Consider the following 25,906-nt stretch of genomic DNA (forward strand, 5'->3'; position numbering starts at 1 on the left):
GGCGTCAGAGTGTCGCTCTCCGATCACTCTGGGTGGCCATCCTGGGAGGCATGAGGGCCTATTCGTTGAACGACGTTCACGCGACCCGGAAACGAAAAGACTCCTGGTGGACTGTCTTCCTGGTCGACCCGGTGGCGTGCAGGCTCACGCTCGTCGTCGCCAACCACACAGACGTCACGCCGAACGGGCTCACCCGCCTGTCGCTGCTCCTCGGTCTGGGGTCGGCGGCCTGTTTCGCGCTGGGACAGCTCGTGGCGGGGGCCGCGCTGTTCTACGTGAGCTTCATGGTCGACTGTATGGACGGGAAGATCGCCCGTCTCAAGGGGACGGGGACCCCGTTCGGCCTCTGGCTCGACTACGTGGGAGACCGCATCAGGGTGGTCTGCTGCGCCACGGGCCTGGCGTTCGGCCAGTACGCCGTGACGGGAAGCGTCTCCTTCGTCCTGCTCGGCGCCGGGGTCGCGGTGCTCGACCTGTTCCGGTACGTGAACGCGCCGCAGATGAGGCGGGTGCGTGAGGCGGTCAAGGAGAACAGGGCGGAGCAGCCGCAGAAGGAACGCGTCGTGGTCCAGCGGCCGCCGAAGCCGCCGAGCCTGCGGCGCAGGGTCGGCCGCGTCCTCGTCAAGCACCGGGTGCGCACCCATCTGGTCAGCGGGATCGAGTTCCACGCCGCGGTCTTCGTGGTCGGCCCGCTGCTCGGCGCCCTGGCCGGGCCCGTCATGCTGCTGCCCGTCGCGGCCGCCGCGGGGTCGCTGCTCCTGCTGAACGAGATCGTGCTGATCTATCGAATGTGGCGGTTCACCCGGTCGACGCCTTTCGTCCCGCGCCCGGAGAACGCGCAGCGCGTACCTGTTTGATCATCTTTTTCGGGGGTTCGTTGTCATGCAGTCCGATCGACCGATCTTCGTGATCGGATGTCCGCGTTCCGGCACCACCATGTTGCAGCTCATGCTGCACTCCCACCCGCGCATCGCGGTGCCGCCGGAGACCCGTTTCGTCGTCCCCGGCTACTACCGCAGGCTGGCCTTCGGGGACCTGCGCGAGCAGGCCAACCGGCGCAGGCTGGCCCGGTGGATCGTCGGTGACAAGGACACCAAGTTCAAGGAGCTCAGGCTCGACGGGGACAAGCTGGTCGAGGACATCGTCGCGGGCCCGCCCACGCTGGGCTCCGCGCTCGGCATCGCCTTCCGCTCCTACGCCGAGCAGTACGGCAAGTCCCGCTGGGGCGACAAGCGACCGAGCTACTTCCACCACGTGGACCTGCTGCTGAGGCTCTTCCCCGACGCGCAGTTCGTCCACCTGATCAGGGACGGCCGCGACTGCGTCGCCTCCCTGAAGGAGATGCCCTGGTACACCAAGGACGTCTTCCACGCGGTGACCAACTGGGCCGAGGCCATCGACTACGGCCGTAAGCACGCCAGGAACCTGCCCGCGGACAGCTACTACGAGCTGCGCTACGAGGACCTGACGGCCTACCCGGAGACCGAGCTGAGCAAGCTCTGCGACTTCCTGGGCGAGGACTACGACCCCGCCATGAGCGAGCCGTACCACGTGGGCAGGATGGCGATCCCGCAGCACAAGGTCTGGCACAGCAACACCCACGGTGACGTGACGACCGCCAGGGCCGGATCGTGGCGGACCAGGCTGGAGCCGTGGGAGATCTCGGTCTGCGAGACCGTGCTCGGCGAGCGGCTGACGGCCAACGGCTACGAGCTGACCGGCGCGCCCAAGGCGAGCAAGGCCCACGTGGAGGCGTGCGAGAACGCCGCCTCGAAGCGGCGCTGGGCCCGCAGGCGCAAGGGGTTCCGCGACCGGATCAACCGCTTCCGCGAGCCGGGCCCGGTGGCCGCGCAGCTCACCACCCGGCAGCTCGGCGAGCTGGCGAAGGTCTGAGTATGCAGTCGGACCGACCGATCTTCATCGTGGGCTGTCCCCGCTCAGGGACGACGTTGCTGCAGCTCATGCTGCACTCCCACCCCCGCATCGCGATTCCCCCGGAGACCCGGTTCATGGTCGCCGCCTACCAGAGGCGGCTGCGCTTCGGCGATCTGAACGACCCGGCGCGCAGGCGCGAGCTGGCCGAGTGGGTGGTCGGACGCCGCCAGTCACGCTTCCACGAGCTGCGGCTCGACGGCGAGGAGGTGGTCAGGCAGATCGTCGAGGGGCCGCCGACGCTGGGCTCCGCGCTGGGCATCGTGCTGCGCTTCTACGCCACCCAGCACGGCAAGCCCCGCTGGGGGGACAAGCGGCCGAGCTACTTCCAGAACATCGACGTGCTGCTGAGGCTGTTCCCCGACGCGCAGTTCGTCCACCTGATCAGGGACGGCCGCGACTGCGTCGCCTCCCTGAAGGAGATGCCCTGGTACAGCGGGAACGTCTACAGCGCCGTGTCCGCCTGGGCCGAGGCCATCGACTTCGCCAGGCACGGCGCGCCGAAGCTCCCCGAGGGCAGCTACCACGAGCTGCGCTACGAGGACCTGACGGCCGACCCCGAGGCCCAGCTGCGCAGGCTGTGCGACTTCCTCGGGGAGGACTTCGCCCCGGACATGTGCGAGCCGAGGCGGATCGCGGGCGTGGCCGTACCGGCGCACAAGACCTGGCACTCGCGCACGCACGGCGAGGTGACCGCGGCGCGGGCGGGCTCCTGGCGGGAGCGGCTCGACCCCTGGGAGGTCTCGCTGTGCGAGAGCGTCCTCGGCGACCGGCTCGAAACCTACGGCTACGAGCTGACCGGGGCGCCCAGGACCGAGACCTCCAGGATGGTCACCTACGAGCGGACCGCCGCCAGGCGCAAGCTGGCCCGGGTGAAGCGGGTCGCCTTCGACCGTCTGGTACGGCTGCGCGAGCCGAACCCGCTCGGTGCCCGGCTCACCTCCGGCCAGCTCGTGCTCGCCGGGGTTCCCATGCCGCGCAACGAGCCGGTGACCGTCAGCGGCCGCTCGGCGTGACCCGCCCGGTCAGCGCAGGACCTGCTCGAACAGCGACTCCCAGCGGTCGATGATCCGTTCCGGCCGCAGGGTCTCGACGTGGGCGCGGGCGGCGGCGCCGAGCCGCCGCCGCTCCTCGTGCGAGGCCATCAGGCCGGTCAGCGCCGCCGTGAGCGCGGGCACGTCGGCGGCCGGGGCGAGCAGCCCGGTCTCCCCGTGGACGACCAGCGACCGCACCCCGCCGGAGACGTCGAACGCCACGGACGGCACGCCGTACGACGCCGCCTCCGCGAGCACCAGCGGCAGCCCCTCGTGCTCGCTGGACAGGGCGGCGATCGCCCCGTCGAGGTACTCGCGGCCCATCTCCGCCGCGGGCAGCGCGCCGCGGAACACCACGTGGCGCGCGACCCCGCGCTCGCACGCGTGCGCCCTGAGTCTGCCCAGCTCCGCGCCCTCCCCGATCAGGTGCAGCTCCCAGTCGTCCCCGGCCGTACGGCGGGCCTCGGCGAAGGCCGTGATCAGACGGTCGAACCGTTTGACGCCCTCAAGCCTGCCGACCCCGAGCACCCGGTGCCGGGTCAGCGGTGAGGTCCTGGACGGCCAGCCGGGCAGCGGGTTGGGGATCGCGCAGGCGTTGGGCAGCAGCGCGTGCTCGGAGAAGGACCAGGCGTCCTCCTCGCTGAGGAAGACGGCCTTCTCCAGCTTGCCGTAGTCGCGGCCGGCCGAGCGCAGGTGCCACGACCCCCGCGCGTGCTCGTAGGAGCCGTGGTACTGCCCGATGGGCAGCAGCCGCGAGGGCATCACGTCCTTGAGCCGGGAGACGACCCCCGGCGAGGAGAGGACGGCGAAGCCGGAGCCGAGCGTGCGCAGCAGCCCACGGAGCCGGTGACGCTCCCGGTGCGCGGCGCTCCACGAGAGCCTCCCGGAGGGGAAGCGGTTGATCACGTGCCGCCGGTAGCCGGGCTGCTCCACGTAACGGAAGGGCCGGGCTGCCCGGTGCAGCCCCAGCACGTGCACGTCGTACCCCCGCCCGGCCAGCCCCTGCGCCAGCGTGTGGGTGACCCGCTGGATCCCCCCGAGCGTGTCCGCGTCCAGGCACGCGAACACCACGGTCTCCCCGCTCACCGGACCCCCTCCGCGACGGGCACCACGATCCGTGGCCGTACGGCGGGCACGGGGCCGAAGAAGGCGTCCACGACCCTGGCCGAGGCGTCCCCGCGTTCCTCGGCGCACCAGGTCGCGCGGAAGGCGGCGTAGCGGGCCGCGTGTTCGGCGGCGAAGGCGGCCGGGTCGGCGTCGAGGGCACGGATCGCCCGGATCAGCTCCCCGGTGTCCGTCACGCACGGGCCGGGGGCGATGGCGGGCAGGTCGTGGTTGACGCCCCGCTCGGCACGCCGGTACTCGTCCCAGTCGTCGAGCAGGAAGAACATCGGCCTGCCGGTGACCGCGTAGTCGCACATCAGCGACGAGTAGTCCGTCAGCAGCGCGTCCGAGGCCAGCATCAGGTCGTTGACCTCCGGATAGCCCCCCGCGAACCGCACGAAGTGCCGCAGCCGTTCCGGTACGGCGTAGCGCTCGACGGGGTGGGTCCGCAGGATCACCACCCAGCCGTCGGCGAGCGCCTCGGCCATCATGGCCAGGTCGGCCCTGACCGAGGCGCCGGAGAACTTGGCCCGGTCCCGGTAGGTGGGCGCGTACAGCAGCACCCTGCGGCCCTCGGGGATTTCGAGCCGCTCCTTCGCCCGCCGTACGGCGTCGGGGTCGCCGTTGACCAGCACGTCGCAGCGGGGCGAGCCGTGCCGCAGGACCGGTCCCCGGTAGCCGTTGGAGGTGACGAAGATCCGCTCGAACTCGGCGCTCGGCATGACGAGGGCGTCCCAGCGGGCCACGGCCTCGCGCCAGGTCCTCCTCGGCGCGTCGAAGTCGGCCCGCAGGTCGGGGGCGTCGAAGCCGACCGTCTTGACGCCCTGGCCGTGCCAGGTCTGCAGGTAGCGGGTCCCTGCGGGCTTGGGGTAGGCCAGCGGCAGGCCGTGGCTGTCCACCCAGTGGCCCGCCCTGGCCATGGTCCACAGGTAGCGCCAGCTCATCCGCCGCACCAGGCGGGTGCCCTTGGGAAAGTTGCGCCGGTTCCTGGCCACCGACCACACCATCTCGTACGGCGCCCGCCTGCGCTGCAGCTCCTCGTAGACGTAGCGGGGGTTGCCGGTGTATCCGGCGCCCACGTCGGCCTCGAACAGCACCAGGTTCTCGCGCGGCGGGACGACCTTGATCAACGTCTGGTAGACACGCAGCTTCACCCGGGGGGCGCCGAGGCGCCGTACCAGCCCGGCGCGGAGCCTGCCCAGCCTGGGCATGATCCAGCGCAGCGCCCCCGTGCGCCGCCACCTGATCCGCAGGAACGCCGCCTGCCCCTCGGGACCGGCGACGATCTCGTGACCGGGGGCGGCGATCCTGACCGGTTCCGCCGTGGGATCGACGAGCAGCCGGTCGGAGGTGTCCCGGCCGTCGGCGCGGACGATCGAGATGCTCGGGTCCCGGAAGCTCTCGTGGCCGAAGCGCCCCCTGCCGACCCTGGCCAGGTCAACGGTCGTCTCACTCAGGTAGGAGCCGTCGTCGAGCGCCCGTGGCGCGAGCTCCACCCGGTGCCCGCCGAAGCGCGCGAACGCCCGCCACCCCGGCGTCGCGGTCAGCACCCCGAACGGGTCGTAGGTCCTGACCGTCAGCGCGAGCCGAGAGCCGTCCCCCCGGAAGGCCGCCTCGTGCCGCAGCCTGGCCGCGCCGTAGGGCAGCTCGGCCATCCTGAGCGAGGTGATCTCCAGCTCCCGCGCGGGAGCCGTACCCCAGTAGGTGCGTCCCGCGCGCCGTACGGCGAAGCGCGGCGCGGCCCTCGGGGTGGTCAGCGACCGGGCGGCGACCACCAGCTCGTCGGCGTCCCCGTCGAGGATCAGATGGCAGCAGACCCGCACGAGCGGATCGACGCCGTCCAGGACGCCGGGGTCGAGGCCCGCCAGATAGGGGCGGACGATCCCGGCGAACTCCCGCGCCCAGGCAGGGCCGCGCGAGGGCAGCGGGTTGAGATAGACCGGCAGGTCGTGGCGGACGAACCGGCGCTGCCGGTCGGCGACCAGCTCCGCAAGGCCGTTCCCCCGGAGGATGTCGTCGCTCAGCCCGGCGGCCCTGATCCGGTGCCTGACGTTGTCGATCTCCTGGAGACTCAGCGAGATCGACGGCCTGCCGTCCCCCTCGGCGGCCCGGTGCCAGAGGTAGACGACCCACGGGACGACGGCGAAGCGCCGGGCCACGCAGTACAGCTCGGTGGTGAAGACGTGGTCCTCGTAGTGGAGGTCCTCGCGGAACGGCAGCCCCCGCAGCGTCGCGGTCCGGTAGATCTTGTTGGTGCTGAAGGAGTCGAGGAACATGTCCGGCTCCCCGGCGATCCCCTCGACGACCCTGCGGCGCGCGAACAGGCCGGGGTAGTAGGGCTTGATCCTGCCGTTCCACTCGTGGAGCCGGGAGATCTGCCCGGTCACGAAGTCGGCGCCGGTGCGCTCCATCTCCAGGAGCAGGCTCTTGCACGCGTGCGGCGGCAGCTCGTCGTCACTGTCGAGGAACATCACGTACGGCGCGCGGGCGGCGGCGACCCCGTCGTTCCTCGGCGCCCCGCAGCCACCGCTGTTGACATCCCTACGCAGGTAGCGCACTCTCCGGTCACTCCGCCTGAGCGTGCGCGCGACCTGTTCGGTCCCGTCCGTGCTGCCGTCGTCGGAGATGATCACTTCGATGTTCCGCAGCGACTGGCCGAGCACGGACCGTACGGCCCTGGGCAGCCGGGCGGCGTCGTTGTAGGTGATGACGATCACACTGCACTCGGGAGCCTTGATCACAGTATGGGGCTTTCCCAGGAGTGTGATCGGTATTGTCCGCTTTATGGAGCTATGAATTTGTTTTTGCTGCTTTATGGTTCAGGGGGGATGTGTCTCCCTTCTTGGTCTCATCTCCCTTGATCATGGGTTTCGCGGCATTTATTCATTTTCACACTGTTATGTGGCTGGTTGAAGCTGAATCAGGGGGAGACGACCTCGGTCCGCGACCGGACACCCAGTTTGCGTAACACGGTCGCCACGTGGGTCTCCACCGTACGAGGAGACAGGAACAGCACGTCGGCGATCTCCCGGTTGGTCTTGCCGAGCGCCACCAGCCTGGCCACCTCAAGCTCACGCCGGGACAGAGCGCCCGCGCCACCCCTGCCGCGCGACCTCGGCGGCGCGACGCCGACCCCGGTGTCCCGCAACGTCCGCCTGCACCGGGCGGCGTCGTGGACCGCGCCCAGCTCGTCGTAGCGCCCGGCGAGCCCGGTGAGCAGCGCGGTCCCGGCCGGATCCCCGAGAGTGAGCAGGGACAGCGCCCTGCCCTCCTGCGCCCTCGCCGCCTGGTACGGCTGCGGCAGCGCGGCATAGGACTCCTCGGCCCCGGCGAACAGCTCGGCCGCCGCGGCGTGCCGTCCCGCCGCCGCCGAGACCGTCCCCTCGGCGAGGGCCAGCCCGGCACGCGCGGCGGGCGCGTCGCGACCCTCGACGCCCCCGGCGAACTCGGCGACCAGGGCTGCGGCCTCCTGCGCGCTCCCGGCCCTGACCAGCGCCGCGACGGCGGCGGGCACCAGCGCGGCACCCCAGACCCACACGCCCTTGTGCCGCAGCCGCGTCACCGCGCGGGCGGACTGGTTGACGGCCTCCTGCGTCAGGCCCCTGGCCAGGCACAGCTCGATCATGCCGCCCGCCGCGGTGAACATGACCGGCAGGAAGTGGCCGTCCGGCTCCTCAAGGCCGGTCGCCCGCAGGTGCCTTGCCGCCTCCTCCCACTCACCCCTGGCCAGCGCGAGCATCCCCACGACCAGCCAGATGTCCGCCGCCGACAGGGGAGTCTCCGGGACCAGCTCCGCCAGCGCGCGGGCCCGTTCGCGCAGCCCCTCCCACCGGCCGTTCAACCAGTCCCTGCGCAGCTCCGTCGCGTCGAGCTGGTAGGCGGAGACCGGGGCGTTCGCCGCCGCCGCGAGCCGCAGGCCCTCCCGCGCGAACCGCTCGGCCCACTCCAGATGCCCCAGGGTCGCCGCCGCGTCGGCGAGGTTGGCGTAGGCCCTGGCGACCTCCCTGCGCACGCTCGGGTTCCTGTCGGTGACCGGCAGCCCCGCCACCAGGTCGAACGCGCGCGGGGAACCGACGGCCATCTCGAAGGAGACCCGGTTTACCAGCACCGCCGCCGCGAGCGCCGGGTCGTCGGCGGCAGTGACCAGCTCCTCGGCGCGGTCGATCCACTCCCGGTGGGCCGACAGGGGATCGGGACCCCACCACGGCATCGCGAGCGCCGCGCAGGCACGGGCGGCGAGCATCGGCCGGTCCCGCAGCTCGTCGACCGCCGTGGCGATCTCCGGCCTGCCCGCCGCGCTGTCGTTGGCCTGGTTGCACAGCAGCAGCCCCAGGTTGAGCCGCGCCTCCCCGCGCACGTCGGGTTCGAGGAGGTCGTTGCCGAGCAGACGGCGCAGCAGCCGTACCACCCGCTGGTGGGAGAGCCCGGTCGTGGCCAGGCGGCTCAGCGTCAGCACCAGCGGTCCCCGGTCACGCGGCGGAAGGTCCTGGTCGGCGAGCATGTCCTCGATCAGCTCGACCGCCACGGGGGTGTCGCCCAGCTTCTCCGCGTGGCCCGCCGCCGCCGTGCCGTACCGCAACCAGGCCTCGCGCATCCCCGCCTGCCTGGCGTGGAAGGCGAGCTGCACCAGCGCGAGCGGCTCCGACTCCCGCAGCGCCGCCATCGCCCGCTCGTGCGCCGCCCGCCGCTCTGGCCCCGGGATCGCCTCGTAGACCGCCTGCTGGGCAAGGGCGTGGCGGAAGCCGTACCGGCCAGGGGGATCCTCGTAGAGGACGCCCGCCGCCAGGGCCTCACCGAGCCCGGCCAGGTCGCCGCCGACCGCGGTGACGAGCCGTTCGCCGACCGGGACGCCGAAGACGGCGGCGGCCCTGACCGTCCGCACGGCGGCCTCGGAAAGCCCGGAGAGCTGGTCGGCGGTCGCCTCGCGCAGCAGCAGCGGGACGCCGACGTGGTCGAGCGCGTCCGGCCCCTCGGGGCCGGGGCCGTCCGTCGCGGGCAGCGACCTGAGGACCTCCTCGATCACGAACGGGATGCCCGCCGTACGCTCCCGCAGGCTGGTGACGAACATCTCCGGCGGGTCGGGGCGGCCGAGCAGCGCGGCGGCCATCCCGCGCACGCCGGAGACGTCGAGCGGCGCCAGCGCGATCACCACGCTGTCGGCGCCCGCCGGACGCCGGTAGGCGTGGCCGAGCGGCAACGCGGCCTGCCCGTGGCCGTCCCGCCGGTAGGTCACCACCAGCGTCAGCTCCTCCGGCGGCTGCCCGATGAGGAAGTGCAGCAGGTCCCTGGTCCCGTCGTCGGCCCAGTGCAGGTCCTCGACCACCAGTACGGCGGGGCCCGCGGCGGCCAGCAGGGCACGGACGGCCCGGAAGACCCGGTGCCGCTCGGCCCGGGAGTCGCCGAGCGGCGGCGGCGCCGGGGGAAGGGGCAGTTCCGGCAGGTAGTCACGCAGGGCGCCGATCACCGGGTTCAGCTCCCCGGCCCGTGGCAGCCCGCCCGCCAGGTCCCGCAGCGCCTCGAACACCGGCCCGTAGGGGAACGGCTCGCGGATGCGGTGGCAGCCGCCCAGCAGGACGCGACGCTCACCGGGGGTGAGGCGGGCGAGCGCGGTGCGCACGAGCCGGGTCTTGCCGATCCCGGCCTCCCCCTCGACCAGGACGACCGCGGGTGGCCTGGTCATCGCCTCGACCAACGCCCGCAGCTCACCGCCACGTCCGATCAGATCGGGTGACGCCGGGCTCCTCATAGCTGCTCCTGATGCTGCATCGGCCTCCCCGATACAAGGACGCTATCCGCCATAGCATCCGCGTTCACCATCAGTTTGAGAAATTAACTGACTTGTTGTGACTTACACGGAATCACCGCAGTTCCAGAGCCTGAAGAGGTGGAGCGCTCCCACTATGGGGATTTCACCGTGGGCGCACCCCATAACTCTTGTTTATGGTTTTCTTCATCCTCCGATAAGGATCGGCGACCCTCAGTGACCTCCGGCGGCGCGCCTGCACAGGGCGCGGCGGAGCAGCCACCCGGCCAGCACGAGTACGGCGACGCCGCCCGCGATCGGGGCGATCCGCTTGAGAAGGGGCATCCCGGCGACCTCAAGGAGATCGAGGGCCTCCTCGTCGGGGGTGCGGGAGGTCCGTGAGGTGCCCGTCGGATGGATGTCCCCGGCCGTTTCCGATGTTTCCCGCTTTCCGGAAACCTTTTCCCCGGCCCGCTCCTGGACTTCCCCGGGCCGCTCCTGGACGACGGTGAGCCGGGGTTCCTGGAGCAGTTCGGACAGGTTCTTCGCGAACCGCTCGATCAGCCGGGCGCCCACCTCGGACATCACGCCCCTGCCGAACTGGGCGGGACGGCCCGTCACCGTGAACGAGGTGTCCACGGTCACCCGCGTCCGTTCCTCCTCGGGACGCAGGTGCGCCACGACCGTGGCCGACGCCGTGCCCGGTCCGCGCGTCTCCTTGCCGCTCGCCTGGATCGTCAGCGTACGGCCCCGCTCGTCCACCTCCTCGAACGTGGCCTTCCCCCGGTAGGTGAGGGTGATCGGTCCTACTTTCACCCTTATCTGGCCGGTCAGGTCGTCGCCCTTGACCGTCTCCAACGTCGCCCCCGGCAGGCAGGGGGCCACCCGCTCGACGTCGAGCAGCGTCGTCCACGCCCGCTCGACCGGCACCGGCACCGTGAACTCGTGCTCGAACCGCATCGCCATCGAACCGCTCCTTGTCGATCACCACTCCACACGCGAACTCGGGCCCCGGAAGGACCGTTCGGCGGTTCAGGCGCCCGCGGTGACGACCGCCCTGCGGGTCAGCACCCGGGCCAGGTGCCGCCGGTAGGCGGGATCCCCGTGCAGATCGGCGGGCGGAGAGGCGCCCTCGTCCGCCAGATCACACACCTGCCTGAGCCGCTCCCCGTCCGAGGAACCGAGGGGAACGCCGCGCAACGCGGTCTCGACAGCCCGCGCCCGCACCGGTGTCGGCCCCATGTTGGTCAGCGCGATCCGCGCCTCCTCGACCACCCCTTCGCCGAGCCGTACGGCCGCCGCCACCCCCACGGTCGCCCAGGACTGCGCGGTCCGGTGGAACTTCTCGTAGTGGAAGCCCCAGCCGGGGCCGAGCTTGGGCACCCGAACCCCGACGAGCACCTCGCCGGGTTCGAGCGCGGACTCCAGATAGTCCACGAAGAAGTCCGAGGCCGGGATCTCCCGCTCACCCTCGTCCGACCTGACGACGAACACGCAGTCGAGCGCCAAGGCGACGGCGGGCAGGTCTCCTGCCGGGTCGGCGTGGGCCAGGGAACCGCCGAACGTGCCGCGATGCCGTACCGCCGGATCGGCGACCGTGGCCGTGGCCAGCGCGAGCAGCGGGACCAGTTCCCTGACGACCTCGGAGCGCAGCACCTCGTCATGCGTGGTGAGCGCGCCGACGAACACGTGGTCACCCCGGTCCTCGACCCCGCGCAACTCGGCCAGCCGCCCGACGTCCACCAGCGCCGAAAGATAGGCCAGCCGCAGGCGAAGCAACGGCAGCAACGACTGCCCACCCGCGAGCACCTTGACGTCCTCGCCAGCTTCCTCGGCCTCGGCGAGCACCCGGCACGCCTCGTCGAGAGACCCGGCCCTTACATACTCAAACGGCGCCGGAATCATCGGCCACCCCCCTCGAAACCCTCCGAAGCGCGGGAGCCTTGAGAGCTTTGTGGAGCGCCGGAGCCGTGGGAACCCTCCGAAGCCTCCGAAACCCCGGAAGCTCCGGAAGTCCCTGAATTGATGGCCCGCCAGACGCGTTCCGGGGTGCACGGCATCCGCACGTCCCGCACGCCGTACGGTCGCAGGGCGTCCACAACCGCGTTGACCACCGCCGGGGTCGAGGCGATCGTGCCCGCCTCCCCGACGCCCTTGACCCCCAGCGGGTTGCTGGTCGCGGGCGTCTCCGTCCTGTCGGTGACGAACTCCGGCAGGTCGAGCGCCGTCGGGACCAGATAGTCGGCCATCGTCGTGGTGAGCAGGTTGCCCTCGGCGTCGTAGATTGCCTCCTCGAACAGCGCCTGCCCGATGCCCTGCGCGATGCCGCCGTGCACCTGGCCCTCGACGATCAGCGGATTCACCACGGCCCCCACGTCGTCGACGGCGACGTACGACCTGATCGTGGTCCCGCCCGTCTCGGTGTCCACCTCCACCGCGCACAGGTGGGTGCCGTGCGGGAAGGAGAAGTTGTCCGGGTCGAAGGTCGTCTCCGCGTCCAGGCCGGGTTCGACGCCGTCCGGCAGGTCGTGCGCGGCGAAGGCGGCCAGCGCGACCTCCTGGATGGTCCGTCCCTGCGACGTCCCGCGCACCCGGAAGGAACCGTCGGCGAACTCGACGTCCTCCGCCGAGGCTTCGAGCATGTGCGCGGCCAGCTCCCGCGCCCTGTCCTTGACCTTCTCGCAGGCGGACAGTACGGCGATGCCCCCGACGACCAGCGAGCGGGAGCCGTAGGTGTCCATGCCCTTGTGCGAGATCGCCGTGTCGCCGTGCAGTACCGAGACGTCCTCGAACGGCACGCCGAGCGCGTCGGAGGCGATCTGGCTCCAGGCCGTCTCGTGCCCCTGGCCGTGCGGGCTCGTCCCGGTGACCACCTCGACCTTGCCGGTCGGCAGCACCCTGACCGAGGCGTGCTCCCAGCCGCCCGCGCCGTAGCTGAGCGAGCCCAGCACCCGCGAGGGCGCCAGCCCGCACATCTCGGTGAAGGTCGAGACGCCGATGCCGAGCTGGATCGGGTCACCCTCGGCCCGCCGCCGCGCCTGTTCCTCCCTGAGCGTGTCGTAGCCGAACAGATCGAGCGCCCTGTCCGTCGCGGCCTCGTAGTTGCCGGAGTCGTAGGTCAGCCCGCAGACCGTGGTGTAGGGGAACTCCTCATGGGCGATCCAGTTGCGGCGCCGTACCTCCACGGGATCCAGGCCGAGTTCGTGCGCCAGCTCGTCCATCGCCCGCTCGATGGCGAAGGTGGCCTCCGGCCGCCCCGCGCCCCGGTAGGCGTCGGTCGGCATCTTGGTCGTGAAGACGCCCGTGCAGGTGAAGTCGTAGGCGTCCATCTTGTAGATGCCGTTGTACATGAACGCCCCGAGCAGCGGCACCCCCGGCGTGACCAGCATCAGATAGGCACCCATGTCGGCCAGCAGCTCGACCTGTACGGCCCGCAGCCGCCCGTCCCGTTCCGCGGCGAGCCGGATCCGCTGGAGCTGGTCACGGCCGTGGTGCACGGTCAGGTTCCCCTCCGAGCGCGACTCCGTCCACTTCACCGGCCTGCCGATCCTGCGGGTCAGCAGCAGCGCGAGGACCTCCTCGGCCGTCACCTGGAGCTTCGACCCGAAACCACCGCCCACGTCGGGGGCGACCACCCGCAACCTGTGCTCGGGGATGCCGGTCGTCATGGCGAGCATCACCCGCAGCACGTGCGGGATCTGGGTCGCCGAGTAGAGCGTGAAGGAGTCGCCGTCGGTGGTCGCCACCACGGCCCTCGGCTCCATCGCGGTCGGGATGAGCCGCTGCTGGACGTAGTCGCGCTCGACGACAATCGGCGCGTCACGGAAGGCCGCACCGACGTCCCCCTGGGCGAAACGCCAGGTGAAAGCCCTGTTGCCGGTCTCGTGGACCTTCGGGGAGCCCTCGGTGAGCGCCTCGGTCATGTCCACGACCGCCTCCAGCGGCTCGTAGTCGACCTCGATCTCCTCAAGGGCGTCGGCCGCCGCGTACCGGTCGGTCGCCACCACGCAGGCGACCGCCTCGCCGACGTAGCGGACCTCCTCGACCGCCATCGGCGGGTGGTCGGGGATGACGATGTCCTCGGTGACCGGCCACGCGCACGGCAGGCTGCCCTGCTCGTCGGCGAGGTCCCGGCCGCTGAGCGCGGCCACCACGCCGGGCCGGGCCCGCGCGGCCGAGGTGTCGACCCGGGTGATCCTGGCGTGCGCCATCGGGCTGCGCAGGAACGTCACGTACAGCATGCCGGGGAGCTGGATGTTGTCGGTCCAGGTGGTCCTGCCGGTGACCAGCCTGGCGTCCTCCTTGCGCCTGCGGGCCCTGCCGATCTCCCGGTCCCCGGAGGGGGCGCTCAGTTGGTCGCTCTCGGCGATTCGCTCGGCGACCAGGCCCGCGTCGAGTTGCTCAGTCATGGCGTCCCGCCATCTCCTGGGCGCCGCGCCGTACTGCCCTGACGATGTTGGTGTATCCGGTGCAGCGGCACAGATTGCCCTCAAGGCCCCGCCGTACCGCCTCCTCCGAAGGGTCGGGATCGTTCCTGACCAGGTCGATCGCGGCCATGATCATTCCGGGGGTGCAGTAGCCGCACTGCAACGCGTGCTCAGCGTGGAAGGCCCGCTGCATGGGGTGCCACTCCTGACCGCTGGACAGCCCCTCGACCGTGACGACCTCACTCCCGTCGGCCTGTACGGCCAGCACGGAGCAACTCTTGACGCTGACGCCGTCGAGCATGACGGTGCAGGCGCCGCAGTTACCGGTGTCGCACCCGATCGGGGTCCCGGTCCTGCCGAGCCGGTCCCTGAGCAGATGAACGAGCAGAAGGCGCGGTTCGACCTCCTCCTCGTAGGTGATCTCGTCAACGGTGACGGTGATCCGAGGCATCGGTCCTCCCGGTGCACCTGGCGGCTCGGAAGGCGGAGCCGGTGAAACGTACCCGTACCTCCCATGTCCTGCCCGCTCCCTTCCTCTTTCAAGCAGACAAATCCGCAGCTCAGAGCACATGTCCTGGGGGTTCTGTGGCGGAAGTTCCTCCCAGGACACGAGTTCCCTGAGACGGTGTTCCTCCGTGCCCAGGCTGAAGGGATGGTGGTCGTGAGGTTCCGTCGTGCGCTGGCCGAGGCCGTCGGGTCCTCCCGCTGGCGGGAGGCGTTGGAGGCGACACCGCGTGAGCTGTTCGTGGGGGACGCCGTCTACCAGGCCGACCAGTCCCGGGGTGATCTGTGGACCCCGGTTCGCCGTGCCGAGATCGACGAGGACGACTGGCTGAGCCTGGTCTACGCCGACACGACATGGGTGACCCAGGTGGACGGGACACTGGCCGAGGAGGCGAAGGGGCCGGTGACCGGAGCCCCCAGTTCGTCGTCCACGCTGCCGAGCCTGGTCGTGCGGATGCTGGAGGCCGCCGAGATCGGCGAGGGCGACACGGTTCTGGAAGTCGGCACGGGGACCGGCTACTCGACGGCGTTGATGTGCCGACGCCTCGGTGAGGACGCGGTGACCTCGATCGAGTACGACCCCGCCGTTGCCGAACGTGCCAGGACGGCCATCGCCCACGCGGGACATGCGCCCACCCTCGTTGTGGGGGACGGCCTGCACGGTCACGCCAACGGCACCGGATACGACCGGCTGATCTGCACCTGCTCGGTCCGGACCATCCCTGCGGCCTGGCTGGAGCAGACGCGCCCCGGAGGGACCATCACCACTCCCATGTGGGGCTGGCTGGACGGGGTCGCCTCCGCCCACCTCACCCTGGATGACGCCGGTACGGCCAGCGGACGGTTCCTGAAGCAGGGCTGGTACTTCATGCGTGCCCGCACCCACCTGCCGCCGCCCCGCCCGCCCATCGCGACCGGCATCGGGCGGGCCCGGGAGAGCAGGATCGACCCGGCGGTCCTGGACGACGAGGCCGCCCTGTTCGTCGCCCAGCTGGCCGTACCGGCCGCCCAGCGCTCCTCGGCCGACCAGACGACGATCCTGCTGGACGTCTCCACCGGCTCCCGTGCCGACGTCGGCCCCGCTCCGGGCGGCGGGTGGATCGTCCACCAGCACGGCCCGTCCCGCCTGTGGGACGCCGTTGAGGAGGCTGTCCTGCTGTGGCAGGAACACGGATCCCCCCACCAGTCCGCCTTCGGCCTCACCGCCACCCGCGAACGCCAGCACGTATGGCTAGGCGACCCCACCGGCCCAACCTGGGACCTACCGGCCTGACGAACCTTCACGAGAGCCCTTCCCGGGCTGAAGGATTTTTGCGGCTCTGCGGACCATCCGCGCGATGACCGCAAACGCACGCCCCGCCGATCAGCGACCGGCGGGGCGTCGTCGTTCGTCTCTCAGGCTGACCTGCCGGTTGTCAGCGCGCGGAGTTCCCGTACGGCGGGCAGGCCATACGCTTCCTCCGGGGCGGCTTTCAGCACGATGCGAGCCGCCGAATTCCAGGCCGTCATCGAACGTCAGGCGGAGATCTGGTGTGCCTTTCCCGCGCGGCCCACGGCACTGCTCATTTCACGCGACCAATGCCGTCCGTATGCTCCTGTAGGTGACTTCAACCGAGCAAGAGATCACCTTCCGCACGCTCGACGGCCTTCACCTTGCTGGAACTCTCGTCACACCAAGCGAACCACCCGAGCACGCCGCCGTCCTGGTCCACGGCGGTGGGGTGACGCGTCACGAAAGCGGCTTCTTCACCCGGATGGCCCACGGACTGGGCGACCACGGCCTGGCATCTCTCCGTTTCGACCTGCGCGGCCATGGCGAGAGCGAAGGAAGACAAGAAGAGCTGACCCTTTCGACCATCCTCAACGACATCCGCGCCGCGCTGGGACAACTCCGCGAGACGATCAAGGCCACGAGACTCAGCCTGCTCGGTACGAGCTTCGGCGGCGGCATCTGCGGCTACTACGCCGCCCATCGGCCTGACGAGGTGTCCCGGCTGGTAATGCTCAATCCCCAGCTCGACTACAAGAAGCGCACCATCGACAACCGTCCTTACTGGCACGACGACTATCTGGACGAAGATGTCGCCCGTCAGCTCACCGAACAGGGATTCATCACCTTCACCCCCACGCTGCGCCACGGCCGTCCACTCCTCAACGAGGTCTTCTGGCTGCAGCCACACACCGTCCTTGGCTCCATCAAGGCCCCGACCCTGATCGTGCACGGCACCAGGGACACCCTCGTGCCGATCGAGACCTCCCGAACGGCTGTACCCCGGTTCACCGCCCCGTGCGACCTGGTCGAGGTCGAAGGTGCACAGCACACCTTCGCCGTCCATGACGACCCGCAGTATCACAACCCTCAAAGCCAGGCATGGCAGGCCGCGGTGATCCGGACGGTCGCCGAATGGCTGAGGGACGGCCACCTACGCGACAGGACGATCAGCTAGGAAGTCTTGTCACGATCTCCTGGCCCACCGGCTGACCAGCCTTGCAGCTCAGCTAGCCGTACCGGCCCAAACTGGGACCTACCGGCCTGACGAACGTTCAGATTTCCTGAGAGCCCTTCTCGTGCTGGGGGATTCTCGCGGTGCTCGGCTTCCGTGAGCTCACCGACCAACGGCGCCGGGTGCGGTTGCTCGTTGCACGATCAACACAGCGGCATGAGGGCGAGCATTCCCCTCAAAATCGAAGAACAGGTAAGGCCATGCTGACCTGTTCCAATGCGCTCAGAGCCCAAGCCGGACCGTAAGCGGCGGGACCTTGACCGCGCCTCCTCGTCACATGACTCTTGGGTTCACGGCGTAGGGCAGGAGGGCGAAATCTCGTGCGGTCCCACGATGATGAGGACGGTCTCTCTCTAACCTTCTACTGCAAAGACCCCAACTCCAATCAGGACAACGAGTGCGAGACGTTCTATCGGACGAATTGGGGGTCTTGGCTTGTACAGGCAAAAAAGCATGGTCCCAATGTGAGGGCGCAGCTCATCGGCCTCGGGGAAGATGAGACGTTCGGAGAGCTCTCCGAACGCACCGTGAACGCGTTCGTCCGAAAGTACGTGAAGGAGCACTATGGAGTTGATCTCCCCGAAGGAACGGGCTGACCTGGTCAACGGCATCGGCCGGGAGGCACTCCACGTCGAGATGCGCGACAACTACGGCATAGACGCTGATCTTTTCGCCAACTGGCGGGCCGGTGACCGGGAGGAGGTTCCCCGCGTTCTCAAGCCGTGGTGCGACCGGGTGAGGGCCGGGGTCGCGGAGGGGAAGACGTACCGTCGCGTGTGCGTGGTGTCGGAGCCTCTTTCGGCCTACCAGCGGTGGTGTTTCGAGGCGACCAACGGCCTCAAGGCCGAGGCCGGGGAGGACCTGCGCTGGGTGCCGAGACGACTGACCTCGACGTTGAGCCTGCCCGGGAACGACTTCTGGTTGCTCGACGGCGAAACGGTCGTGTTCAACGTCTTCGACGGAACGGACAGGCGTGCCGAGATCCAGCTCTACCGGGACCTCGCCATCGTGAAGCACTGCGCTGACGCCTTCTCGGTCCTGTGGGACCTGGCTATCCCGCACCGCGACTACCGGCCCGCCTGACAGCGTTCCAGCCGTGTCCGAACGAGAACAGGTACAAGCCGCCCGCGAGGCGTTCGGGCAGAGGCTTCGCGGTCTGCGCCTGGACGCCAAGCTCAACGGTCGCCAGCTCTCAGCGCGATCCGGAATGCGCGACTCCAAGATTTCCCGGATCGAGCTGGGACGGCAGAATCCCACGGAAGACGACATACGGGTTTGGTGCCGCGCGTGCGACGCGGAAGACCAGATCGTCGAGCTGATAGCCGCCCATCGGCAGATCGACGAGATGTGGGAGGAGCACCGGCAGGCGATGCGTGCCGGGCTCAAGCAGCAGAGTGAGCGGATCAAACCGCTCTATGAGCAGACCAAGCTGATCCGCGCCTACGAACCCCAGACCGTTCCCGGCTTCCTGCAGAGGCCGGGCTACACGCGGGCCGTCATCGAAGACGTGTCCCGGTTCCACGGCCTGACCACCGACATGGACCAAGCCGTCGAGGGGCGGCTGAACCGCCTGCGTGTCCTTGAGTCCGGCAGATGCGTGTTCTCGATGGTCATCGAGGCCGGGGCGCTCTACGCCCAGCGTGGCGGCGTCGCCGTGATGCTGGACCAGCTCGACTACATCGAGCGTGCGGCGGGCTTCGCGAACGTGGCGCTGGGCATCATTCCGCTCGGCCGGCTCCGAACCATCTGGCCGGGCGAAGGATTCTACGTCTATGACGATTCGCTGGTCCGCAGCGAACACTGGACCGGGGGTTACCGCACCAGGCGTCCCAGCGAGATAGAGACCTATCTGCGGATATTCAAGCTGTTGCAGTCCCAGGCCGTCTACGGCAGGGCCGCACGAGCGGAGATAGAAGCCGCACGGAGGCTGCTGCAATCTCGGGAAAACTCCTAGCTGCGACTCTGACGGAATTCCTACCGTCAACGCATGGCTTCCGCACAGACAGCGAATGCCCCCGGCGCGGGGCAGCGTCAGGTGAGGTTGTTGTCCAAACTCTCGAAGAACACTGGAAAAGCGGAGAGAGGATCAAAAGTGCTGACAAAGAACGAGCAGGACATCCTCGACCTCATCACGCACTCCCCGGACGGAGAGTCGAGAGGGCTGATCTTCCGGGCCGGAGACGTCTTCCCCATGTCCCCTTCCCACCACATCCTGTCGGCAGCCGACACCCCGGCCAGCGGCGGCCTCGGCCCCAAAGAACGCCGGGATACGGCCATGGACACCGGGAGGTGCAACTCGCTCCCGCTCCAGAAGTGCCCACACCCGCTCCCTGACCACCTGCTTGGCCCGATCGGTGTCTACGCTGGAACCTCGCTTTTCGCTATTTTTCGTAGCATGCTGTGGAATTTGTGTCCGTCATGGCACTCCGTGCCCATTATCCCGTTTTGGCTTGTTGCATGGTTTGCAGGCTTCGCCTGAAACACCATTGGTCTTGTTTTGTATGACCCTTCCTTCGACGATGGTGGCGGCAAGATCCATGTGAAGCGGATCCGTACGGGCTGTAGGAGTGAATAGGGGTCCCCTGATTGTGGAAGGGGTGTGATCCGTGTGCGGTGGTGGGCCCTGCTCTTACGAGGTCATCGAACGCATCGAGTAGCTGCACGGTATCGCGGGCACTTCCGAGCATGTGGATCTGATTAATATGTGCCTGCAGCATCTCCAGCCGATGCGTGTTTCGCGCCAGGTAGCCGTTCTAAACCAGATCATCACGGAACTGGTTGGAAGGAAGGAGTGCTGATGCTACGGCTTGCGGTGTGCGGGACATTCCATGATGCCTATTGTGCGGTGCTGGATTTGGTGACCGCTGTCCCTCAGTACATGACCTCATCTCGTGGTAGCCGTTCACATGAGATGTTGAACGTATTTACTCTTGCCGATCCGTGCCGCCGTACTCCGGCGCTGGCCGCACGCCGTACCAACATCATCTTCAAATACGAAGAGGTGTTGTGGTGTCTGTCCGGACGCGATGGCCTCGACATGATCGGCTACTGCGCGCCACGTCTACGCGCCCTGGCGGTAGACGGCCACCGCCGCCCCGTGGGCCAGCTCCTGGCTCCCGGCCGGTTGCAAGTAGGACTTCTGGAATGCCGCTTAAGCCTGACGCAGAGGGCCGCGATCGGTTACTCAGCGAGTTCGATATCTGACGATATGTATGTTTCCTGCCATGGGAGTTGACATGATCACAGAAACCAGCGCGGACGGCCTTCGCAAGCAGATGGCCGAAGAGCTGGCCGGCTACCCAAGCCTGGTCACCGACCAGATCTTGGCCGCCGTCAGGGCGGTCCCGCGGCATCTGTTCGTGCCCGGGGTTCCGCTTGCGGAGGCGTACAGCCTGGACACGGTCATCACGCACCGGGACGAGCGTGGCGTCGCACTGTCCTCCTCCACGGGGCTGACGACCATGGCCGGGATGCTCAAGCAGTTGGACGTCCACCCCGGGCACCGGGTCCTGGAGATCGGAGCCGGAACCGGATTCAACGCCGGGCTGCTGCGCCACCTGGTCGGGCCAGAGGGGTCGGTGACCACCATCGACATCCTGGAGCCCGCCGTCGTCGAGGCCCGGCAGCACCTGGCCGCCGCCGGCCTCGGCGACGTCACGGTGGTGCACGGCGACGGCGAGCTCGGTGTTCCGGAGAACGGCCCGTACGACCGGATCATCGTCACCGCAGGCGCATCCGACCTGCCCCCGGCCTGGGCCGAGCAGATGGCCCCGGGCGGGCGGCTGGTGGTGCCGCTGCGGATCAACGGCCTGACCCGGGCGGCGACGTTCGAGCGGCCCGGTGGGTTCTGGCGCAGTTTGGACGCCGATGAGTGCGGGTTCATGCCGATGCGCGGGCCGGGCCAGACCGACGAGCACAATCTGTCGCTGCGCGGGCAGACCGGCGTGGTGGTGCGCACTGATGGCGGGCAGCCTCTGGACGCCGCGCTGCTGGAGGGCGTGCTGGACGGCCCGACCACCGAGCGCTGGACCGGGGCGGTCTCCGGCGACTTCGCGAACCTGGACTTCTGGCTGGCCGCGCTGCCCGGCTTCGCCCGCGTGATCGTCATGGGCGGCGGCGTCGCGGCCGGGCTGGTCCGCCCGATGTATCCCTGGGGCGCCATGGGTGTCGTCGACGGCGACACTCTGGCCTACCTGACCATGCGCTCGACCACATCAGGTGATGCGCCGCCGTACGAGATCGGCGTGTGCGCCTACGGCCCTGGCCGAGACAACCTGGTCGACCGCCTGGCCGAGCGCGTCGCGGCCTGGAACGAAGAGATGAACGGCACCGGCGACCAGCTGTGGATCGAGGTCCACCCGCACGACGCAGAACAGGTTCCGGACGGCATGGTGCATGTGATGCGCCGCTACAACCAGATCATCGTCGGCCGCGAGCCGATCTGACGAGCACACCGGCCGACCGCCGGAACAGCACCATTCATCCAACGAGAGGAAAGAACGCGATGTTCACGATCATGGCCCAGCGCGCCGACCCCGCCCGGGCCGGGACCGTCGTGGAAGCCGTCCTGGCCCGATGGCCGCACGCCCCACAGGCCATGGTGTTCGACACGGTCGCCGACCTGGCCCGCCGCGGCTTCCTGCTCACTAACCTGCTGCCAGCCGACGCCGGGAACGACCCAGTCGGGCACCTGCTGTCCGTGCTGCCCGAGACGCATTCGCAGCACTACCTGCTGGTCTAGCTCCGCAACGTGCTCGCTGCGGCCGACACCCTGCGTCCGGGGAGTCCCGAGCGGTGCAAGGCGCTGGGCCCGGCCCGGGACCTGGCCGACACGATCTGCAGGGTAGGCCGGCCCTTGGCCGTCGACACCGCCGCCGACGCCCGAATCGACATCCCCACCCGCCTGGTCGCCAACATCGCCGACCGCTACGGCCGCCACCCGGGGGTCCTGGCTTGTACAGGCAAAAAAGCATGGTCCCAATGTGAGGGCGCAGCTCATCGGCCTTGGGGAAGATGAGGTGCTCGGGGAGCTCTCCGAGCGCGTCGGAACGCGTTCGTCCGAAAGCACGTAAGGGAGCACTATGGAGTTGATCTCCCCGAAGGAGCGGGCTGACCTGGTCAGCGGCGTCGGCCGGGAGGCGCTTCATATCGAGATGCGTGACAACTACGGCATAGACGCTGATCTGTTCGCCAACTGGCGGGCAGGTGACCGGGAACGGTTCTGACGGCCACTGGTACTTCCTAGAAACGAACCAGTCCGGAGAATGGGGCTGGCTCAACCTCAAGACGGGCCTGCCCGTGCACACGGCGATGGCCGACGTTCTACGGAAAGGACCGGCATGGTCGAGGTGACGCCTGCGGCCGACCGGGCCGAGAAACTGGCCAACCACCTGCGGGCGCGGGGAGTGCTCGCCGACCCTCGGTGGGAGCGGGCCCTGCGCGAGGTGCCACGGCACCTGTTCACTCCTTCGACTGCCTGGTTCGGGCCGGACCACGACGGCGCGCCACGCGGACGGTTCGCCCTGGAGGAGGACCCCGGGGCCTATCTGGACGCGGTTTACTCCGACACCGTCGTCATTCTCCAGAGCGACGACGGCGCGGGTGATGCGACCAGTGGGAAAGGGCTCTTCTCCTCCAGTGTCTCGGCGCCCGGTGTGGTGTTTCCGTTCCTGGAGCTGCTGGATCCCCGGCCAGGGGACCGTGTTCTGGACGTTGGGACCGGATCCGGCTGGACGGCGGCCCTGCTGTCGTGGGCGGTCGGCGACGACGGTGTCACCTCCGTCGAGGTGGACGAGGCGGTGGCGGCCCAGGCGGCGGCCAATCTCAGGAATGCCGGATTCACCCCTCACCTGGTCGTCGGCGACGGCGCCAAGGGTTGTCCTGAGCGGGCACCGTTCGACCGCGTCCACGTCACGGCGGGCGTGGCCGACATCCCGATGGCCTGGATCGAGCAGACCAGGCCGGGCGGCGTCATCGTCATGCCGTGGCAGCTCGGCGGACGGCTCGGCCATCGGCTCCGGCTGAGCGTGCTGGATGATGTCACGGCGGTTGGAAGGGTTCACGGCCGGGCCAGCTACATGATGCTGCGCTCACAGCGGTACAACGCCCGCTGGGCCAGCCACAGCCACGAGGAGGCAGATCACTCCACGACCAGGATCAACCCGCGAACCTTCGGGGAGGCGGGCCTGGGCGCGGAGCTGGTGTTCGCGGCGCTGGCCCCGCGCGTCGGCTGGCACGACACGAGCGATGACGACGGTTACTCGCTGCTGATGTACGAGCTGGACGACCACGACGCCACGGGGTCCTGGGCGGCCTGCGACCATGAGCCGGGGGCCGACGTCTTCCGGGTGACGCAGTACGGCCCGCGACGCCTTTGGGACGAGTTGGAGTCCGCCTATCTCCGATGGGTCTCACTCGGCAGCCCCGGCCACGACCGTTTCGGCGTCACGGTCGATCCTGACGGTGTCCACCTGTGGCTCGACCATCCAAGCGGGCTGAACAAGGTCATAACTTGACCCTTGTCCTGATCTGATCGTCTGCGGGACCCCGCAGAACCACAGACGCCCCGCCGATCTCGGCGGGGCGTCGTCGTTCGTCTCTCAGGCTGACCTGCCGGTTGTCAGCGCGCGGAGTTCCCGTACGGCGGGCAGAGCGCCTGCCTTCTCTGGAAGTGTGGTCAGGACCAGCCGGGCGCTCGAAATGGTTTGACGGTCACGTCGTTCGGTGGGAATGCCGTTGAGGGTGCTCAGAGCGTGTCGCACGCCTTGCTCCGGATCGGTTCGCGCCTGTGTCGCCGCACGGTGCAGTTCGAGCACGGTGGACATGATGTGGGTGGCGTCGTAGATCTTCCCGGCGGCCTCCCGTGCCTCCTCGGCCTTCCTGTCGTCGCCCGCGAGGGTGTAGACCAGGCTGCGGCTGTACCAGTCGGGCCGGATGCCCGGAGTCTGCGCGGGAAGGGCCTCCAGCACGTTCTCGGCCCGGTTGAGGGCAGTGATCGCCTCTTCGGTACGGCCCTGCGTCGCGAGGGCCTGAACTTCCACGCGCAGCGCGGAGAACAACGTCACACTCGGCTGATCCCCGGCCAGACGCCGGGCTTCCTGAAGCAGAGGCAGCACGTCGTTGCTGTCATGGCGCCGACGTGACGCTTCCCAACTCCGTACCAGGGACGACTGCGTGCTGTCCCGGGAGACATCGGCCAGCGTGCGGGTTCGCTTCCACCACCGCGATGCTTCCCGATGGTTGTCCAGGTCATACCACGCTGCGGCGATCAGAGCGCTGAAGCGTGCGGCGGCGTGGGAGAGGTTCCGCTCGACAGCCTCCGGCTGGGCGCGGTTGAGGTGGGGTGCGAGGTTGGCGTAGTCCACGGCGAGAGCCGCGAGGAGGACGGCGGGCGAGTCGTAGTAGCCCCGTTCCCAGTGGGCCTCGGCCGCCTCCTCCCAGTCGTCGATCATTTCCTGCGAGACGCTCGCCCCGGAGATGCGCGGCCCGTAGCTCTGCCAGGCGTCGGTCAGGGTGGCCAGGACGGGCGCCACCGCCCCACCGACAGCGACGGCGGCGGCATCACGCATGAGTCGTCTGCGGTCCATGTCCTCATCCTCATCCCGCGTTGAGGCTTTTGCCTCGACGGTACCCTTCCGGAGCCGATTGCTATCGGCCACGGCGGCGTGCAGTCCGAGGGAAATCAGTTTCCCTTCGGCATTGAGCGTGGCATCGAGTGTTTCGATCGCCTCGGCTGAGGGGGTGAGGATGCCGGACTCCCAGCGACTCACCATCGAGTCGGCCCAGCCGATCAGCTCACCAAGCTGTCGCTGAGTTACCTGATGCCCATTTCGCCATTTTCGTAATGCTCTGCCGAATTCGTGCCACTCCTGGGATTCTGTGCCCATTGGTCCTCGCCTGTGTTTGCTACATGGCTTACACGTTTCGTTTGAAAGACGGTGGATCTTGTCTCGCGTACCGGGCGCCTCAACTATGGCACCAGCAAGGTCTGTGTAAAGCGGAACCCCGCAGGCGAGCAGTGCCGTACGGGGTCCCTTGACCGCAAAGGAGGTGCGATCCGTGCACGATGGTAAAGCCATTGCGCCCGCGCTCACCATCCCGGGCTGGCGGCTGATTCACAGCGACCAGAACCGTTTCTGGGCCTTCCGCAAAACCCTTTTCCCCGCCAGGGCGCGACGGGCCGGGGCCGTACCGGACGTGGACGCCGACACCTTCGACGAACTCCAGGCCGTCATCGAACGCCAGGAGCAGATCGCCCGAGGAGCACAGCCATGATCGGGCGGACCCGGCGCGGTGGACGCCACCGTGACGGGCAACCACCCACGACGGTCTACCGGCGCCTGTGGGACGGCCCGGCCCGCTCCGACGCCGAGACGCTGGATCGTTCCACCCCGGGGTGGAGCGTGTTCTACAGCCTGAGCCAGCGCCGCTTCTACGCCATCGCCACCTGGCCCACCCCCCAACCGCTGATCATCTCCGACGCCAGCGCCGAAGGCCTCCAGGACCAGATGCACCAGGCGGAGACCGCCCTCACCTGGCAAAGCCTCCCCGAGCAGGCCCGGCCCCGCCCGGCCCCGGTCCTACACCGGGAGGGGACCCGATGAGCCGGTACGGCGGGCGGGGGACCCCATCCCACCTCCTTGCCCGCCGTACCTCATG

At 69.2% G+C, this 25,906-nt stretch carries 24 protein-coding genes; 16 read left to right on the forward strand and 8 right to left on the reverse strand.

The features are described from left to right. Positions 1 to 65 precede the first annotated feature (65 nt). Genes FHS44_RS05500 through FHS44_RS05510 form a run of 3 tightly spaced genes read left to right on the forward strand, consistent with a single transcriptional unit; the run spans position 66 to position 2,948 of the window. Positions 66 to 857 (forward strand): CDP-alcohol phosphatidyltransferase family protein, encoded by a 792-nt coding sequence (locus tag FHS44_RS05500; RefSeq protein WP_246435082.1) that lies wholly within the window; start codon positions 66 to 68, stop codon positions 855 to 857. A 25-nt stretch (positions 858 to 882) separates the two neighbouring features. Then, positions 883 to 1,893 (forward strand): sulfotransferase family protein, encoded by a 1,011-nt coding sequence (locus tag FHS44_RS05505; RefSeq protein WP_184712747.1) that lies wholly within the window; start codon positions 883 to 885, stop codon positions 1,891 to 1,893. A gap of 2 nt (positions 1,894 to 1,895) precedes the next feature. Beyond that, a complete protein-coding gene (locus FHS44_RS05510) occupies positions 1,896 to 2,948 on the forward strand; it encodes a sulfotransferase family protein (protein WP_184712748.1) in 1,053 nt (350 codons plus the stop codon). A 9-nt stretch (positions 2,949 to 2,957) separates the two neighbouring features. Here the strand turns inward: FHS44_RS05510 and FHS44_RS05515 are convergent, their stop codons facing one another. From FHS44_RS05515 to FHS44_RS05545, 7 genes are all read right to left on the reverse strand, one after another. After that, on the reverse strand, positions 2,958 to 4,052 hold the full coding sequence (locus FHS44_RS05515) for a glycosyltransferase (protein ID WP_184712749.1): 1,095 nt from the start codon (positions 4,050 to 4,052) through the stop codon (positions 2,958 to 2,960). Further along, positions 4,049 to 6,811 (reverse strand): bifunctional glycosyltransferase/CDP-glycerol:glycerophosphate glycerophosphotransferase, encoded by a 2,763-nt coding sequence (locus tag FHS44_RS05520; RefSeq protein ID WP_184712750.1) that lies wholly within the window; start codon positions 6,809 to 6,811, stop codon positions 4,049 to 4,051. Before FHS44_RS05520 ends, FHS44_RS05515 begins: the two co-directional genes overlap by 4 nt. 179 nt (positions 6,812 to 6,990) lie before the next feature. Next, on the reverse strand, positions 6,991 to 9,816 hold the full coding sequence (locus FHS44_RS41635; protein WP_184712751.1) for a helix-turn-helix transcriptional regulator: 2,826 nt from the start codon (positions 9,814 to 9,816) through the stop codon (positions 6,991 to 6,993). 231 nt (positions 9,817 to 10,047) lie between these two features. Beyond that, positions 10,048 to 10,779, reverse strand: coding sequence for an SRPBCC family protein (locus FHS44_RS05530; protein WP_184712752.1), 732 nt, complete (start codon positions 10,777 to 10,779; stop codon positions 10,048 to 10,050). Positions 10,780 to 10,845: 66 nt separating this feature from the next. Further along, entirely contained in the window at positions 10,846 to 11,718 is an 873-nt protein-coding gene (locus FHS44_RS05535; RefSeq protein ID WP_184712753.1) for an FAD binding domain-containing protein, read from the reverse strand. Continuing rightward, complete coding sequence (locus FHS44_RS05540; protein ID WP_184712754.1) at positions 11,715 to 14,222, reverse strand: xanthine dehydrogenase family protein molybdopterin-binding subunit; 2,508 nt, start codon at positions 14,220 to 14,222, stop codon at positions 11,715 to 11,717. The genes FHS44_RS05535 and FHS44_RS05540 overlap by 4 nt, the downstream gene beginning before the upstream one ends. After that, positions 14,215 to 14,691 carry a (2Fe-2S)-binding protein gene (locus tag FHS44_RS05545; RefSeq protein WP_184712755.1) on the reverse strand — a complete coding sequence of 159 codons (477 nt, stop codon included), beginning with the start codon at positions 14,689 to 14,691 and terminating at the stop codon, positions 14,215 to 14,217. Before FHS44_RS05545 ends, FHS44_RS05540 begins: the two co-directional genes overlap by 8 nt. 201 nt (positions 14,692 to 14,892) lie before the next feature. Between FHS44_RS05545 and tgmC the strand changes: the two genes are divergently transcribed. The 11 genes from tgmC to FHS44_RS05600 all read left to right on the forward strand — a co-directional run bounded on the left by tgmC (position 14,893) and on the right by FHS44_RS05600 (position 23,763). After that, on the forward strand, positions 14,893 to 16,017 hold the full coding sequence (gene tgmC / locus FHS44_RS05550) for an ATP-grasp peptide maturase system methyltransferase (protein WP_184712756.1): 1,125 nt from the start codon (positions 14,893 to 14,895) through the stop codon (positions 16,015 to 16,017). 328 nt (positions 16,018 to 16,345) lie between these two features. Then, entirely contained in the window at positions 16,346 to 17,191 is an 846-nt protein-coding gene (locus FHS44_RS05555; protein ID WP_184712757.1) for an alpha/beta hydrolase, read from the forward strand. 377 nt (positions 17,192 to 17,568) lie between these two features. Next, positions 17,569 to 17,844 (forward strand): hypothetical protein, encoded by a 276-nt coding sequence (locus FHS44_RS05560; protein WP_184712758.1) that lies wholly within the window; start codon positions 17,569 to 17,571, stop codon positions 17,842 to 17,844. After that, positions 17,813 to 18,331, forward strand: a complete 519-nt coding sequence (locus FHS44_RS05565) for a DUF6879 family protein (protein ID WP_184712759.1) — start codon at positions 17,813 to 17,815, stop codon at positions 18,329 to 18,331. Before FHS44_RS05560 ends, FHS44_RS05565 begins: the two co-directional genes overlap by 32 nt. 13 nt (positions 18,332 to 18,344) lie before the next feature. Then, positions 18,345 to 19,202 (forward strand): helix-turn-helix domain-containing protein, encoded by an 858-nt coding sequence (locus FHS44_RS05570; protein ID WP_184712760.1) that lies wholly within the window; start codon positions 18,345 to 18,347, stop codon positions 19,200 to 19,202. A gap of 33 nt (positions 19,203 to 19,235) precedes the next feature. Then, the gene (locus tag FHS44_RS05575) at positions 19,236 to 19,727 is read left to right on the forward strand and encodes a hypothetical protein (protein WP_184712761.1); all 492 of its coding nucleotides are present in this window, start codon (positions 19,236 to 19,238) and stop codon (positions 19,725 to 19,727) included. 318 nt (positions 19,728 to 20,045) lie between these two features. Next, entirely contained in the window at positions 20,046 to 20,483 is a 438-nt protein-coding gene (locus FHS44_RS05580) for a hypothetical protein (protein ID WP_184712762.1), read from the forward strand. 1 nt (position 20,484) lies between these two features. Next, the gene (fxlM, locus tag FHS44_RS05585; RefSeq protein ID WP_184712763.1) at positions 20,485 to 21,693 is read left to right on the forward strand and encodes a methyltransferase, FxLD system; all 1,209 of its coding nucleotides are present in this window, start codon (positions 20,485 to 20,487) and stop codon (positions 21,691 to 21,693) included. Next, positions 21,591 to 21,989: a lantibiotic dehydratase gene (locus tag FHS44_RS40710; protein WP_184712764.1), complete on the forward strand. Its 399-nt coding sequence runs from the start codon at positions 21,591 to 21,593 to the stop codon at positions 21,987 to 21,989. Before fxlM ends, FHS44_RS40710 begins: the two co-directional genes overlap by 103 nt. Before the next feature lie 340 nt (positions 21,990 to 22,329). Beyond that, positions 22,330 to 22,473, forward strand: coding sequence for a hypothetical protein (locus FHS44_RS05595; protein WP_184712765.1), 144 nt, complete (start codon positions 22,330 to 22,332; stop codon positions 22,471 to 22,473). Between the two features lie 114 nt (positions 22,474 to 22,587). Then, positions 22,588 to 23,763 (forward strand): protein-L-isoaspartate O-methyltransferase family protein, encoded by a 1,176-nt coding sequence (locus tag FHS44_RS05600; protein ID WP_184712766.1) that lies wholly within the window; start codon positions 22,588 to 22,590, stop codon positions 23,761 to 23,763. A gap of 84 nt (positions 23,764 to 23,847) precedes the next feature. On the opposite strand, the gene FHS44_RS05605 is transcribed toward FHS44_RS05600, so the two are convergent. Next, the gene (locus tag FHS44_RS05605) at positions 23,848 to 25,134 is read right to left on the reverse strand and encodes a helix-turn-helix domain-containing protein (protein WP_184712767.1); all 1,287 of its coding nucleotides are present in this window, start codon (positions 25,132 to 25,134) and stop codon (positions 23,848 to 23,850) included. A 172-nt stretch (positions 25,135 to 25,306) separates the two neighbouring features. Here FHS44_RS05605 and FHS44_RS05610 point away from each other — a divergent pair, with 172 nt between their 5' ends. Next, on the forward strand, positions 25,307 to 25,522 hold the full coding sequence (locus FHS44_RS05610) for a hypothetical protein (RefSeq protein WP_184712768.1): 216 nt from the start codon (positions 25,307 to 25,309) through the stop codon (positions 25,520 to 25,522). Beyond that, on the forward strand, positions 25,519 to 25,851 hold the full coding sequence (locus FHS44_RS05615) for a hypothetical protein (RefSeq protein ID WP_184712769.1): 333 nt from the start codon (positions 25,519 to 25,521) through the stop codon (positions 25,849 to 25,851). Before FHS44_RS05610 ends, FHS44_RS05615 begins: the two co-directional genes overlap by 4 nt. Positions 25,852 to 25,906 lie beyond the last annotated feature (55 nt).

Origin of the sequence: Streptosporangium saharense, assembly GCF_014203715.1 — a bacterium.
Classification (GTDB): Bacteria; Actinomycetota; Actinomycetes; order Streptosporangiales; family Streptosporangiaceae; genus Streptosporangium; species Streptosporangium saharense.